General features: G+C 36.0%; 12 protein-coding genes. 5 read left to right on the top strand and 7 right to left on the bottom strand.

Going from position 1 to position 14,204, the window contains the following annotated elements; genetic code table 11:
- Positions 1 to 64 precede the first annotated feature (64 nt).
- The 3 genes from FLAVO9AF_RS01295 to FLAVO9AF_RS01285 form a co-directional block, all read right to left on the bottom strand.
- Complete coding sequence (locus FLAVO9AF_RS01295; RefSeq protein ID WP_159682947.1) at positions 65 to 1,447, bottom strand: MATE family efflux transporter; 1,383 nt, start codon at positions 1,445 to 1,447, stop codon at positions 65 to 67.
- A gap of 130 nt (positions 1,448 to 1,577) precedes the next feature.
- Positions 1,578 to 3,347, bottom strand: coding sequence for a cytochrome-c peroxidase (locus FLAVO9AF_RS01290; protein ID WP_159682943.1), 1,770 nt, complete (start codon positions 3,345 to 3,347; stop codon positions 1,578 to 1,580).
- Between the two features lie 109 nt (positions 3,348 to 3,456).
- Positions 3,457 to 4,902, bottom strand: coding sequence for a hypothetical protein (locus FLAVO9AF_RS01285; RefSeq protein ID WP_159682938.1), 1,446 nt, complete (start codon positions 4,900 to 4,902; stop codon positions 3,457 to 3,459).
- 329 nt (positions 4,903 to 5,231) lie between these two features.
- Here FLAVO9AF_RS01285 and FLAVO9AF_RS01280 point away from each other — a divergent pair, with 329 nt between their 5' ends.
- The 4 genes from FLAVO9AF_RS01280 to FLAVO9AF_RS01265 all read left to right on the top strand — a co-directional run bounded on the left by FLAVO9AF_RS01280 (position 5,232) and on the right by FLAVO9AF_RS01265 (position 10,025).
- Positions 5,232 to 6,071, top strand: a complete 840-nt coding sequence (locus FLAVO9AF_RS01280) for a hypothetical protein (protein ID WP_159682905.1) — start codon at positions 5,232 to 5,234, stop codon at positions 6,069 to 6,071.
- Positions 6,072 to 6,388: 317 nt separating this feature from the next.
- Positions 6,389 to 6,889 (top strand): RNA polymerase sigma factor, encoded by a 501-nt coding sequence (locus FLAVO9AF_RS01275; protein WP_159690802.1) that lies wholly within the window; start codon positions 6,389 to 6,391, stop codon positions 6,887 to 6,889.
- A 2-nt stretch (positions 6,890 to 6,891) separates the two neighbouring features.
- Positions 6,892 to 7,836, top strand: coding sequence for a hypothetical protein (locus FLAVO9AF_RS01270; RefSeq protein WP_159682897.1), 945 nt, complete (start codon positions 6,892 to 6,894; stop codon positions 7,834 to 7,836).
- Between the two features lie 35 nt (positions 7,837 to 7,871).
- Entirely contained in the window at positions 7,872 to 10,025 is a 2,154-nt protein-coding gene (locus FLAVO9AF_RS01265; RefSeq protein WP_159682890.1) for a VWA domain-containing protein, read from the top strand.
- A gap of 101 nt (positions 10,026 to 10,126) precedes the next feature.
- Here the strand turns inward: FLAVO9AF_RS01265 and mtaB are convergent, their stop codons facing one another.
- Complete coding sequence (gene mtaB / locus FLAVO9AF_RS01260; RefSeq protein WP_159682887.1) at positions 10,127 to 11,455, bottom strand: tRNA (N(6)-L-threonylcarbamoyladenosine(37)-C(2))-methylthiotransferase MtaB; 1,329 nt, start codon at positions 11,453 to 11,455, stop codon at positions 10,127 to 10,129.
- A 352-nt stretch (positions 11,456 to 11,807) separates the two neighbouring features.
- Here mtaB and FLAVO9AF_RS01255 point away from each other — a divergent pair, with 352 nt between their 5' ends.
- A complete protein-coding gene (locus FLAVO9AF_RS01255) occupies positions 11,808 to 12,326 on the top strand; it encodes a hypothetical protein (protein ID WP_159682884.1) in 519 nt (172 codons plus the stop codon).
- Between the two features lie 70 nt (positions 12,327 to 12,396).
- On the opposite strand, the gene FLAVO9AF_RS01250 is transcribed toward FLAVO9AF_RS01255, so the two are convergent.
- From FLAVO9AF_RS01250 to FLAVO9AF_RS01240, 3 genes are all read right to left on the bottom strand, one after another.
- The gene (locus tag FLAVO9AF_RS01250; RefSeq protein WP_159682881.1) at positions 12,397 to 13,188 is read right to left on the bottom strand and encodes a Cof-type HAD-IIB family hydrolase; all 792 of its coding nucleotides are present in this window, start codon (positions 13,186 to 13,188) and stop codon (positions 12,397 to 12,399) included.
- 16 nt (positions 13,189 to 13,204) lie between these two features.
- Positions 13,205 to 13,423 carry a putative signal transducing protein gene (locus tag FLAVO9AF_RS01245; RefSeq protein ID WP_159682878.1) on the bottom strand — a complete coding sequence of 73 codons (219 nt, stop codon included), beginning with the start codon at positions 13,421 to 13,423 and terminating at the stop codon, positions 13,205 to 13,207.
- A gap of 116 nt (positions 13,424 to 13,539) precedes the next feature.
- Positions 13,540 to 14,184 (bottom strand): DEAD/DEAH box helicase, encoded by a 645-nt coding sequence (locus FLAVO9AF_RS01240; RefSeq protein ID WP_159682875.1) that lies wholly within the window; start codon positions 14,182 to 14,184, stop codon positions 13,540 to 13,542.
- Positions 14,185 to 14,204 lie beyond the last annotated feature (20 nt).

Here is a 14,204-nt window from a genome sequence, read left to right as displayed (position 1 = left end):
GGGTTTAGTTGATATGCTTATTATACGAGGAAATAAAACAGAAGTTACATTTATAAGAAAAACTTTATTCGGCTGTATTCAAAAGAACCAGTTTCTTGGTCAATCGAGAAAATCGAATGTATAAAAATATAGCCGCCGCTGTTAATCCCGCCAATAATCCAATCCAAATTCCTACCGCCTCTAAATCTGTATATTTTCCTAAGTAAAAGGATACTGGAAACCCAACAATCCAATAGGCTACAAAAGTAATGTACATTGGAATCTTCACATCTTGAAGCCCTCTCAAAGCTCCCAAAACCACAACCTGAATACCATCTGAAATTTGGAAAACTGCTGCAACCAATAACAATTTAGCCGTTATCATTATAATTTCATTGTTATCGGCCAATTGAGAAACATCAGCAGTATTCAAAAATAAATGTGGCAAATAATTATGGAAGACAATAAATAAAATGGCAAATAGCGATTCAATAAGGATTGCCAATAAAAAAATAGAACGTGCTACCACAATTAATCCTTTAAAATCTGCTGCTCCCTTGGCGTGACCCACACGTATCATTGCCGTTACATTCAATCCCATTGCTACCATAAAAGTAGAAGAGGCTAAAATTAACGCAATTTGGTTGGCCGCTTGATTGTTTTTACCCAAAGTTCCTGAAAGCCAAATTGCAGCGGTAAATAAAGTAACCTCGAACAACATTTGCATCGCTGAGGGCAATCCTAGATTGATGATTTTTTTCAAAATCGTTTTTTTGATTTCTTTGAACGTAAAATTTTTAAAATAGCGTTTCATAATGGCATTCTGTTTCATAATGTAATGCATAAAAATCACCATCAAAATTCTAGAAATCACTGTTCCTAAAGCAGCTCCGATGATTCCCAACTTAGGAAAAAACCAAACACCATAAATCAATACGTAATTAAAAAACACGTGTACCACATTGGCAAAAAATATGGCATACATAGAATATTTGGTTTGCGATAATCCATCGGCAAATTGCTTGTACCCTTGATAAATAATTACAGGAATCAATGAAAAAGCCACCCAATCAATGTATGGCGCTGCCAGAACGACAACCGTTTCTGGCTGGTTCATAAAATACATTAGTTGCTTGGACAAGACGGTCAAAACAAACAAAACAACGCCTAAAATTGTACACAACAACAAGCCGTGATGAAAAGTCGTTCGGATTTTTTTGGTGTTTTGTTCCGCATCCGCTTCTGCAATCAATGGAGTAATGGCTGTAGAAAAACCAATACCTACAGAGAGCGCCAAAAATATAAAACTATTGCCTAACGAAACCGCTGCCAATTCTGTAGAACCTAAATTGCCCACCATATAATTGTCTACAATACCAATTAAAGTATGTCCCAGCATCCCTAAAACAACGGGATAGGCCAATTTTATGTTCTGTGAAAACTCTTTGGTGTATTGTGACAAGTTCATTATAGTGCTTTTTAGGTCGGCAAAGGTAATCAGAAGAAATCGATTCTTTGAATAGAAATTAGTTTAAAAAAAATCATTTTTGAAACCTTTCAATCGACCTTGAATAAAGCACTACAGACCAAAGAAATTTTTAATTTCGCTTATCGGTAAGGGTTTTCATAAAAGCAATTAACTGCTTCTTTTCCTTATCTGAAAGTAGTAATTCATCTTCTGGCAATGTTTGATTAGGCACTTTAAATCCAAGGCCAATTCCACCACCTTTGTTATAAAAATCAATGACTTCTTCTAAAGTTTTGAAAACACCGTTATGCATATACGGAGCCGTTAGCTCAATGTTTCTGATGGTGGGTGTTTTAAATGAATTTCTATGAATTTCGGCTTGGGTCAATTCATATTTTCCTAAATCGGCATCCAAATAATTATGCCTGTTGGGTACTCCTAAAATTTCGCTTTCTGTTTTCATAAAATTAGGTGGGACTGTCCCGTTGGTTAAAGGAATAAAATGGCAAGTAGCGCATTTAGCTTTACCTGCAAATAAATTAAAACCTGCTTTCTCGTCTGTCGAAAATTCGACTTCGTCGCGCATATATGCATCAAACTTTGAATTGTATTGGCTCAAAGAACGAACGTAGGAAGCCAAGGCGTTTTTGATTCCGAATTCGTTAATCTCATTTTTAGGAAATGCTTTTTTGAATTCGGCTACATACTTTTTATCTTTTTGCAAGGCTTTTACTGATTTTTCAAGAGAACCGTGCATTTCGATTTCGTTTGTGATGACAGCCACGGCTTGGTCTTCGAGATAACTTACTTTAGAATCATAGAAGAAAGCACGTTGGAAAGCGATGTTCATCAAAGTAGGCGTATTTCGCTTTACTTTGGTTTTTCCATCTAAGGAAATCGTTTGCTCTAAACCATCTGTAAAAGCAATATCAGAATGGTGACAAGAAGCGCAAGAACGCGAATTGTTGCCAGACAAAATAGGGTCATTGAATAACTTTTTTCCTAAGGCAATTTTTTCTGGAGTGGTTTTATAATCAGGAAAACCATTGAAAGCTTCTATATCAAAAGCCTCTTTATCAAAGAGCGTTTGCGCTGTAGTTTTTAGAGCTCTGGTCTCTTTTACAAACGGAATCGAAGCACTTTTTTGACATTGATATAACTGTTTACTCAATGGATTAGCTATATTTTTAATAAAATACGCTCTATCAAAAGCATTGAAGTTGGTATGAGTTGCTAGGTACTTTGTTCCTTGAGAAAGAGTAGCTGAAAGCGCTTGAAATGACTTAGCATCCAACGTGTTTTTATAAAAAGTTACATTTTCCGCTATGCTCTCTAAAACTACTTTTGCTTCTGGGATGGAATGCAGTGCAACTGGAGAATCAAAGCCCGTAATTCCTAGGGTAATCATTCTAAAAACGGATAGTCGCAACGCATCAAAAATATAAGTATCGGCTAAGGTGGTTTTTTCCGAAACCTTTTGTAATCTTTTCAAATTAGACCTCAATACGCCTATTTCCATTTCTAAATCTGATTTAGTAGCTACATCATATTTTGGAAACAAAAATTCTTCTATTACTTGAAAACCCTCAGGAGGAACTGTTATGCCATCATTTTCTTCAAACTCAGGAATTGCAGGTCCGTTAATTGATTTTGAAACTGTTGGGTAATAGTACTCGCTCATCCATTCCAATTTTTTATAACTATTTCTAGCTTTTAAAAATTGATTTTGAATCGTTGAAAGCTTGGCATCTGAGGCAACTAAAGCTTTTAATTGATTGACTTCTTGAATTAATTCAGTTACGTTTCGTGCAAAATTGGATGAAATAAGGCTATGTGTATTTTCCTTTTTTTGACAAGAAAAAAAAGAGCATAATAGCAATAAGAAAAAATATCTTTTCATAAATAAAAGGGTTGTTGCATTTACAATCTCATATAAAAGCGGATACAATAAAAACTAAAACCACGATTGCTTACAAACAATCGTGGTTAAGTTGAAACAAAAAAAGGTATTATCTAGCTAATCCTTTGATTAGTACTATTTGACTGGCTTGATTTTCTGAAGGACGTTTTGTTCCTCCGTCTACGCCTTTGTATTTATCACCTCTCCAAGTATGAGGTTGTACAGATAATAAAAAGGTATCATCGATGCCTAATTGCTCCGATACATCTATCATAGCGCCATATTCCCAGCTTCCAAATTTTGATGCAGTACCAACATTATAAGTAGCAGCATCGGAAGCAGTACGACGATGGTCTAATTCGAAAACTACTTTTAATTGTTTGGTAGCCATATTGTATTGATAAATATAAGCATCGTGAGTTTCATCACCGTAACCATTAGAATCTTCTTGAATATAAACATAATTTTTAGTTACACATATATTGTCTGGATTTTGAAATTTCCCTGCCACACCGTTACGGTCATCACCATCTAAAATCACTTCTAAGTTTCCGATTAATGGATTTTTAGCATCTAAATTTAATTTATACACGCGACCGTATTTGGTTCTAGAAGCATCTGCATTGGTACCTGTAGTATTTTGACCCGTTACGTTAAAATAAATTTCTCTAGTTCCTTCAACGCTTCCTTTTTTATAATCTAAGTCTTCTACTCTACCAAATTTCAACGCTTTCAATGTATTTACCGAAGCATTGATGGCAGCACCCGTCAAACTTTTATGATTTTCTATTTTTACAAATGAAACAGGATATTTTTGATTAACAGCAATATCTTTTTCTCTTTGATTGTCGTCATTACGCTTCATCATATACAAGGAACCATTTTGCAAATCGCCAACTTTGTCTGCTACGTACATAAACACTTGTCCTCCATAAGTATCTGAATCGTCATCACCCAAAAGAATAACTGTTTTTCCAGGGTAAGCCTTTGCATTTAATGGCACTGCATTTTCGGCGTTTAGTCTTCCTAAAGCTTCTAAACCTCTGTTTCTAGATGCTTCAGTTACACTAGCGAAAGGGTCTAAACCGTGCGTAAGTGACTCTTCTCCAGATTCTCCAGAAGTTAAGAATAGTGGTCCAAATCCGTGTTCTGATGGAGTCACCATTGTTGCACTACATAATCTCCAGAATCCTCCGTCTGAGTTTAATAAATATTCTCCTTTCAAAGGTTTGAAGGTTTTGTCAAGAGTAACTCTTGAAACCGCAAAATTGTCTTCGTGATTTACCAAAAAAGTAAATGTTCCGTCTTCGTTTCTTAACAATCCAGAACCGTCAGCTGAACCTCCAAAAACGAATTTTGGGCTTCCTGACAATACATCATCAGAAGAAATTAAAGAGAATAACTCAACGTTTTCAAAACCTGCTTTTTTAGTAAGCAATACTGGAGTTACTGATTGATTTGCCAATACCACACTAGTTGGTTTAGCGTCATTAGAGTCGTTCTCACAAGAAATAAGTGAAACCAAACACAATAAGGGTAAAATTAGTTTTTTCATTGTTATATGTTTTTTTTATACCCACAAAATAAGAGTATGAATTTAAACACATTATCACGGTGGGATTAAGAAACGGCTATCAATCCGTAAGATTTTATAGTATAATTTAATCTAAAATTTACAACATAACAATGAGTACATATAGGGTTTAAATTGAATTAACAATGAGAAGTCATAACCAACTAGATGTCTCAAAAAAAGTACGAAAAGAAACTTTTAAAGTACGTTTAAACGAAAAGATTCTGCCGACAAATCACTACTTTAGTTGCTTTTTAATTCATCTGGATTCCAAACTTTAATGGAATGTTGGATACAAATATTATAATGCAATGGAAAAATTCACACTTGAGCTTTTATTTCAAATCATAGGAATTGGTTCTGCTTCTGGTCTTATTTATAAATCGCCTTCCTTATATGTTATTGGTGACAACAGCGGGTATCTGTACGAATACAATATGGAAGCCAAAGACTTGCAGCAACACGCTATTATTGAAAACGCCAGCGTAAATATTGCTAAAAAAGACAAACCCGATTTTGAAGCCATAACGAGTTTTGAAGACAAATTGTATGTTTTTGGTTCTGGTTCTACTCCTAAACGCAACAAAATGGTAGAAATCAATACAACCGAAAAAGAGATTAAAACCAACGATTTGACGGATTTGTATGGCGTGATGCAAAGCTTTGGTCAAATCAAAGCCGATGATTTTAATCTGGAAGGAGCTATTTATACTGGAAAAGAATGGATGCTTTTTAATCGGGGGAACGGAAAAAAGGGCAAAAATGTGATTTTTACGATTTATGGTAAAAATCTAATCAATGAATTCAATATGATTAGCAACGAGTATAAGTTGCCTAAAATTAATGGTGTACGTAGCAGTTTTACCGATGCCGTTTTGGTGGATACTAAAATTTATTTTTTGGCTACTGCCGAAGATACACAGTCTACGTATAATGATGGAGAAGTAAAAGGCAGCTTGATTGGTGTAATAGATGTAGCAACAATGAAACTAGAATTTACTCAAAAAATAAGCGATACCCATAAATTTGAAGGTCTTTCCCTCTATCAAAATTCGGAGAAAACCTTAGCGTTTTTGTTATGCGAAGACAAAGACTCGGAGGTATTAGAAACGAATATTTATAAATTGGTACTTGACAAGAGTACCCTTTAAGTAGCAAATTAAATTGCTTCCAAAAAAACACTATGCTGGCTCATAGCCCCGATGGAAGTGGCATCCTTTTTTATAGCTGGCAGGTTTTTGGACCTGACAGTTATAAAAAAGATATAACGTACAGCGGGAATCCTGCTAACCAGAAAGCCCAGTGTTGGCGCTCCTTCATTCATTTTTAAAACTAGAATTCCTGATGATTGTAGCAAAAAAAGAATATTTTTTTGATACGCTTCCCAACCTTTTTGATTTTTAAACGCTCTTTAGTAATAAAGACATCAATTGTGATAAACGAAACCCTACTCTCTAACTGCAAAAAAATGCACCGTGATGCTCAGCGCGAGGTGTATGACTATATGGCGCCCAAGCTGTATCGCACTTGCAAGCGCTATCTTAAAAAGGAGGAAGATATTGAAGAAGTTTTGGCCGACGCTTTTTATACTATTTTCACCAAAATAGACCAGTTGAAAGAGGTGCTGGCTTTTGAGGCTTGGTGCCGAAAAATAACGGTGAATCACTGTTTAGCAGCAATTAAAAAAAGTACCAATTTTAATATGTACTTGGATGATGTGAAATTGCTTTCGCAACCATTTACTGAAGAAATCACAGCGCTTGAAGAAGCCGATTTATTGAAACTTTTGAATCATATTCCAGAGGGTTGCAAAACTATTTTCACTCTTTTTGTGATAGAAGGCTATGGACATAAGGAGATTGCGAGTTTGTTGCAAATCTCTGAGGGCACCTCAAAATCACAATTGAATGCCGCCAAAAGTAAACTAAAGGAACTGGTGAACAACCTCTATTATCAAAAAGCAAAATAGTTATGGACTATCAAGATAAATTATTCGAACAAATAAAAGAAGCTGAGCGAAATGCTGAAAACCAAGATTTTCCTGCAATGGAAAAAGTATGGTCGCGCTTAGAAGAGAAACTAGATAAAAAAGAAGCTAAAAAAACTATCGCTTTGTGGCAAAAAATCGCCGTAGCTGCATCGCTTTTATTGGTGCTTTCGATTGGCTTTCAGTTTTTGAATTCGTCTAGCCCGAAAAGTATTCAAGAAGCTCCAGCGGTGGTTACTACAACCACAAAAAACAATCCATCGGCGATTGAAACTAACAAAAATACAAACAGCAGTACTCCTATAATCATTCCAAAAGCTGAAGCGGAAGCAATCATCAACAATAGTATTGGGCAAGAAGTTGCGGTTCATAACACGCAATCCAATGACACGATAATGAGTAGTGCGACAAATGCTATTAGTATTCCTGAAATTGCTACAGCAATTGCAAGTTCGGAAGTAGCGGATGAAAAGGATGCTGAATCGAATGCAATAGAACAAAAATTGGCGGCTCAAGCTTCAGTAGCCAAAGAAAAAGCCAGTTACAAAATGGCTTTTGCTGAAAAAAGTCAAGAGCGTGCTAAAAAAAGTAGTCCATTGGTCGTGATAGACAACACTGCACTTTCAGACAGTAATGCCTCAAAAAGAGAACGCATTATGCAAGAAGAACTTTCTAATTTTAAACCCGAGAACTTAGAGTCGGTGATAGTTTTAGACAATCCACTTTATATCATTGATGGTAACTACTTTTCGGAAGATGATTTGTTTGGTCCACAGCCTAAGAGTCCTTATGCGCCTCTCAATCATCAAGACATTAAGACCATTGTCATTCTCAAAGACACTGATGCCGTTTCAAAATATGGCGAAAAAGGCAAAAAAGGTATCGTAATTATCACTACAAAAACAGGAAAACCCGCAGTCCAAAAATAGGAATCCCCTAACACTAATCTTAAAAAAACACGATTATGAAAAACGTAAAACTTATTTCATTAGGCCTTGCTATGCTTATATGTTTCGTAACAAAAGCACAAGAAAAAACGATTACTGGAACCGTTTCTGACGCCTCTGCCCCGCTTCCTGGAGTGACGGTTGTCAACAAAAACTCAAAAGCGAATGCCAGTACAAATTTTGATGGCAAGTATACCATTCAAGCGCAAAAAGGAGACCAATTGGTGTTTAGTTACATTGGTTATAAACCGCAAACTAAAAAAGTGGGAGAACAAAACATCATTAATGTAAAATTAGTGGCAGAACAAATGCTCTTAAGTGAAGTAGTCGTAGTAGGCTACGGGAGTAACGCCGATTATGAATCGGACAATACTTTCTATGAAAAAAAGAAAGCCTCGACCGCCGCTTCAGTTCAAAAGCTCGAAGGTCGTGTCGCAGGATTGACCATTTCGTCTAACACTAACGCTATTGCCAACGCTCCGCAAAGCATCGTCATTAGAGGCACGAACAGTAGTTCTTCTAAAAATGAACCGCTGTATATCATCGATGGTGTGCCTGTAAAATCGAATGCTCTAGCTAAAATCAACCCGAACGATATTCAGGATATAAAAGTACTCAAAGACAGTGCTGCCACTTCTCTATACGGAGCAAAAGCTGCAAATGGTGTTTTGATTATCACCTCAAAAAATGAAATTTATAAAAACTTAAGTGAGAAAGAAGTAAACAAAAAATTAAACCAACTCCATCCTTATCAACCAGAACCAATCAATGATGAAGATTACGAAAGTTTTGTAGAAAATGCATTTGAAAGTCCAAAAACAGCACCGCTTTCCACTTTTTCTATTGATGTTGATAATGCCTCTTATACCAATGTAAGACGTATGATTAACAACGGACAAAAAGTACCTAAAGATGCGGTTCGTGTAGAGGAAATGGTTAATTTTTTCAAATACAATTACGCACAACCTAATGACCAACATCCGTTTGCTATTCAAACCGAATTGAGTCACAGTCCGTGGAATAGCGATACCAAAATTTTGAAAATTGGATTGCAAGGAAAAAACATTCCAACCCTTGATTTGCCAGCCTCCAATTTGGTTTTCTTAATTGATGTTTCAGGGTCTATGAGTGCTGCGAATAAGTTACCCTTACTAAAACAATCTATGAAAATTTTGGTAAATGAGTTGAGAGCCAAAGACAAAGTATCGATTGTAGTATATGCTGGAGCTGCTGGTTTAGTATTACCTCCAACCTCTGGAGATGAAAAAGAAACTATAAATACTGCATTAGAAAAACTCAACGCAGGAGGAAGTACCGCAGGTGGTGAAGGCATTACACTTGCTTATAAAATTGCGGCAGAAAACTTCATCAAAGGAGGCAACAACAGAGTGATTTTGGCCACTGATGGAGATTTTAATGTGGGAAGTTCTTCTAATGCTGATATGGAAAACCTCATCGAAGAAAAAAGAAAATCTGGTGTATTCTTAACTTGTTTAGGCTACGGAATGGGGAATTACAAAGACAGTAAAATGGAAATATTAGCTAACAAAGGTAATGGCAATTATGCCTACATTGATACCATTCAAGAAGCGAATCGTTTTTTGGGTAAAGAATTTAAAGGCTCGATGTTTGCAATTGCTAAAGATGTAAAAATTCAAATTGAATTCAATCCCAACCAAGTGAAAGCCTACCGATTGATTGGGTATGAAAACCGAAAACTAAGACCTGAAGATTTTAAAAATGATGCCATTGATGCTGGAGAATTAGGTAGTAATCATTCGGTAACGGCTTTGTATGAAATTATACCAGCGGGCAGCAAAAGTAAATTTTATACAGAAGCAGATGAACTAAAATACACCACCACTACTCCAACAGAAAATAAATACACTAACGAGTTAGCGACCATAAAATTCCGTTACAAAAAAACCGATGGTGACCAAAGCATCGAAATGGTTCAAACCATTGAAAACAAAAGTATCTTGTTACAAAACGCCAGCGATGATTTTAAATTCAGTAATGCCGTTGCTTGGTTCGGTTTAAAATTGAGAGATTCAAAACTGATTGGGAATTCATCTTCAAAGGACATTATTGCTTTGGCAAAACAAGGTTTGTCAAACGACTCTGAAGGATACAAAGCCGAATTCATCCGCTTGGTAGAGGCTGCAAATTAAAAGTTGCTTTTAGTTTCTAATAGCAGTTAGAAATAAAATAAAAAAGCGAGTAAGAATTCAATCTTACTCGCTTAATGCTATTATAAAGAAGTGTTTTAGGATTACACTTCTACATTCAAAAACTCCATACGAACACTTCCGTCTTCGTCAATTCGGGTCAATTGTACCTCGTGTAACGTATTCACTAATGCTGGGTCCCAAGGGGTTTTCACTTTTACATAATTTTCGGTAAATCCGTGAATGTATCCTTCTTTATTTTCGTCCTCAAACAAAACTGTTCTTTGGGTACCCAATTGACTTTCATAAAAAGCACGACGTTTCTTCACCGATAAACCACGTAACATTTTGCTTCGTTTGGCGCGAACATTATTAGGAACCACGCCGTCCATCACAGCCGCCTCAGTATTATCGCGCTCTGAATAGGTAAAAACGTGTAAATAAGAAATATCCAAATCATTCAAGAAATGATAGGTTTCTAGGAAATGCTCATCGGTTTCACCCGGAAATCCAACGATAACATCCACACCAATACAAGCGTGTGGCATTACTCTACGAATATTGGCAACTCTATCGGTATACACTTCGCGTTGGTAACGACGTTTCATTTTACCCAAAATCTCATTACTTCCAGATTGCAAAGGAATATGAAAATGTGGCACAAATGTTCGGCTTTTGGAAACAAAATCAATGGTTTCGTTTTTCAATAAATTGGGCTCGATAGAGGAAATTCGAAGGCGTTCAATACCCTCCACTTCGTCAAGCGCTTTTACCAAATCAAGGAAGGTATGTTCGTGTTTTTTATTCCCGAACTCTCCTTTTCCGTAATCGCCAATATTGACTCCGGTAAGCACAATTTCTTTGATTCCCTGTTTTGAAATTTCAGCAGCATTTTGCAATACATTTTCTAAAGCATCACTTCTAGAAATTCCTCTCGCTAATGGAATCGTACAATAGGTACATTTGTAATCGCAACCGTCTTGTACTTTCAAAAAGGCTCTTGTTCTATCGCCAATAGAATAACTGCCTACATAAAAATCGGCTTCGGCGATTTCGCAAGAATGCACTTGGCCAAAATCGTTTTTGGATAAATCGTTAATGTAATCTGCTAATTTGAATTTTTCGGTGGCACCCAGAACCAAATCTACACCGTCAACATCGGCAAGTTCTTCTGGCTTTAATTGTGCATAACAACCCACAGCGGCTACAAAGGCTTTGTCGTTTAGCTTCATCGCTTTGCGCACGACTTGCTTGAATTGTTTGTCTGCATTTTCTGTAACAGAACACGTATTAATAACATACATATCGGCTACTTCTTCAAAATCCACTCTTTCAAAGCCTTCTTCTTGAAGATTTCTAGCTATGGTTGACGTTTCTGAAAAGTTCAGTTTACAACCCAGCGTATAGAAGGCAACTCGTTTTTTATTTTCCATAAGATAGCTCAATTAATGAAATCGTTGTCAAAAAATTGAGGGTGCAAATTTACGAACAAAAATCAGGATATCGAAAGCAATACTTTAGAATTATTGCCATTTGATGTATTTTTTTGTTGTAAGAAACTCGATTACCTATTACATATCAACACTTTACCTTTAACCATAGATTCAGAAGCCGCAAATCTATACAGAATACTATATTTCCTACCTCAAATTTTGCAGATGATAATTTAAATTCTATATTGCATTGCAGTAAACACAAAAACCTAATGCATTTACAGTCAATAAATTAATAAAATGGGTAAGCCGAAAACCAACTAGAGTAGGCAAAAAAATAAGTACAACCAACATGAAAGCATTTTTCCCCACAATCTACTTCATGCTATTGGCTATTTTGAGCAGCTACGGCCAAAATACTACTAGCAAAACAAACACTTTTCCAACAGTTGCCACCCTAACCAATTGGGCCAATTACAACTCACAACAAAAATTTGATTTAGAAATTCGAGCTTTAGGATTTAAATTCGAAGTAAAAGAAGCCGAAACTAGTTCCATTGCTTACACTTACATCCGAAAAGTGATGATTGACGGCGTAAACTATACCGACAGAATTGTGTATAGAATTACCAACGATAACAGTGCAAGTATCATTACTTTGGTTACTGCTTCTACGGATTTGGTTACCTTATACAACCCACAACTTACTGCCTTTAAAAATGTAAAATGTGAAACCCCAATGGCAAAAGACAAAAACACCTCTTGCAATTGTTATGAAAGCAAGACCCACGCTATTGACCTTTGTGATGAACGCGTAAAATTAACAATGGGTGACGGAAACAAATATTTTGTATCAGTAGCCAAAATATAATCACTAGCTATAAAAATAAAAACGGGAAAGTAACACTGCTACTTTCCCGTTTTTTTTCGGTTAAAAAGTTTTAACTCAATATATATCGTTCGATAACCTCAGCTACGCCGTGATTATTATTCGAAGCTACAATAACATCTCCAAAACCTCTCAATTCGGGAGTTACATTGTCTACCCAAACACCTAATCCTGCATATTGAATCATTGTCAAATCGTTTCCTGCATTGCCTACTGCAATAATTTCGCTTTGGTCAATGTCTAATTTTTTGGCCAAAAATGCAATACTTGCGGCTTTGTCTATGCCATTAGGTGCGACTTCCAAAAAGAAAGGTTTCGACATAGAAACGCTTAAATCTGGCATTGCTTGTTTCAAATCGCTTTCTACCGTTTTCAAATAAGAAGGGTCTTCAAGTAAAATACATTTTACTGCATTGGAAGTAACGGCAGCCTTAAAATCAGGAACCAATTCATGTGGCATACCCGTTATGCTTCGTTCAACCTCAATAAATTCAGAGTGGGTTTCGCTTACAATCGTATCATTAACATACGTAATGATATGCGTTTTCATTTTCAAACTATAATCATGTAGCTCATGAATTTGCTCTTTCGTCAACGATTGCTCAAAAATTACCGTATCGTTTTTTAAATCACTAACTACAGCACCATTGAACGAAATCATATAACTATTTTGTAAGTCTTTTGCATAATGTGTCATCGCTGGTGTAGGCCTTCCTGATGCCAAAACCACTTCGACCCCCTTTGCTTGTGCCATAGCAATCATGGCTCGATTCTCTTTAGAAATGGTATGATTGTCTGTCAACAGCGTGTCATCCATATCTAAAACTAGCATTTTGTATTTCATAACTTATGGAAACAATTTAAATACTCATTCTAAAATCCTCGATAACTGGATTCGCCTTCGCAAAATCTGTTTCTTGAATAAAAATTTCAATGGCCAAATCGGAACCACCAAATCCACCCAAACGAGCCGATTGAATATTGTCTTTTTTTACGGTATCGATTCCCGCTGTTTCTAATTTTTCTTGTAAGGCTAGTGCTAAAATTTCACTGCCTGAAAACACTTTCATTAATCCCATACTGTTTTATGTTTGTTGTTGCACTTAACCGCAAAGTCCGCAAGGAATTACGCAAAGAAGCACAACGATTTTAATGTTTATTATCTTTTCAAAATCTAACTTCAAAAATCTACTCTCTAAATTTCTTCTTCATCGTCCTCTTCATCTTCTTCATCGAAATCAAATTCAAAAGGCTCGATTAACATTTTTTCAATCAAAATATCAACTCTATCTGTTAATTGCTCAGTAAAAACGATGCGTTGCGTTTTGGTGATACTATTTGAAATACGCATAATTTTGGTTTCGTGACGCAATTTCAATATAGGGTCAGTGTCATCAATGATGAACATTTTTAAACGATTCACATTGTAACCTGCAGAAGAGAACATTTCACTCAAACGGTTAGGTGTCCCAATCAGAACATCAATACCTGTTGATATATAGTTTTTGTCATAATCCATATCGCCTTTATCGTGTACACCGTATACCTCTAACTTGGTATACTGATTGTATTTATCAAAAAGCTCCTCCATTGCTAATACCTTAGCTTTGTCTTCTACTACGATAAGTGCTCTTGGAGATTCTTCATTGGAACCCGCCAAACGCTGAATTACATTGATTACAATAGTCGTTGTTTTTCCGCTTGCTTTTGGTGCAATAATCAAACAATCTGCTCCGCTTTTAAGCGTAGAAAAAGTCTCCTGTTGCATAGCATTGGCTTCTACTAAACCATTTTCTATCAATGCCTTTTGAAGATTCTCGTTTATTTTTTTTAGTTTCATTTGTCCTTATTGAAAATTTG

It is taken from the genome of Flavobacterium sp. 9R, from assembly GCF_902506345.1.
GTDB lineage: Bacteria > Bacteroidota > Bacteroidia > Flavobacteriales > Flavobacteriaceae > Flavobacterium.
The sequence above is the reverse complement of the archived record's forward strand: the minus strand, read 5'-3'. Positions and strand labels throughout refer to the sequence as shown.

What these genes read in the sequence shown, in the direction of transcription:
- FLAVO9AF_RS01295 (WP_159682947.1), bottom strand. Translation starts at nt 1,447, where the DNA reads ATGAACTTGTCACAATACACCAAAGAGTTTTCACAGAACATAAAATTG.
- FLAVO9AF_RS01275 (WP_159690802.1), top strand. Translation starts at nt 6,389, where the DNA reads ATGCACCGTGATGCTCAGCGCGAGGTGTATGACTATATGGCGCCCAAG.
- FLAVO9AF_RS01290 (WP_159682943.1), bottom strand. Translation starts at nt 3,347, where the DNA reads ATGAAAAGATATTTTTTCTTATTGCTATTATGCTCTTTTTTTTCTTGT.
- FLAVO9AF_RS01240 (WP_159682875.1), bottom strand. Translation starts at nt 14,184, where the DNA reads ATGAAACTAAAAAAAATAAACGAGAATCTTCAAAAGGCATTGATAGAA.
- mtaB (WP_159682887.1), bottom strand. Translation starts at nt 11,455, where the DNA reads ATGGAAAATAAAAAACGAGTTGCCTTCTATACGCTGGGTTGTAAACTG.
- FLAVO9AF_RS01270 (WP_159682897.1), top strand. Translation starts at nt 6,892, where the DNA reads ATGGACTATCAAGATAAATTATTCGAACAAATAAAAGAAGCTGAGCGA.
- FLAVO9AF_RS01280 (WP_159682905.1), top strand. Translation starts at nt 5,232, where the DNA reads ATGGAAAAATTCACACTTGAGCTTTTATTTCAAATCATAGGAATTGGT.
- FLAVO9AF_RS01250 (WP_159682881.1), bottom strand. Translation starts at nt 13,188, where the DNA reads ATGAAATACAAAATGCTAGTTTTAGATATGGATGACACGCTGTTGACA.
- FLAVO9AF_RS01255 (WP_159682884.1), top strand. Translation starts at nt 11,808, where the DNA reads ATGAAAGCATTTTTCCCCACAATCTACTTCATGCTATTGGCTATTTTG.
- FLAVO9AF_RS01265 (WP_159682890.1), top strand. Translation starts at nt 7,872, where the DNA reads ATGAAAAACGTAAAACTTATTTCATTAGGCCTTGCTATGCTTATATGT.
- FLAVO9AF_RS01245 (WP_159682878.1), bottom strand. Translation starts at nt 13,423, where the DNA reads ATGGGATTAATGAAAGTGTTTTCAGGCAGTGAAATTTTAGCACTAGCC.
- FLAVO9AF_RS01285 (WP_159682938.1), bottom strand. Translation starts at nt 4,902, where the DNA reads ATGAAAAAACTAATTTTACCCTTATTGTGTTTGGTTTCACTTATTTCT.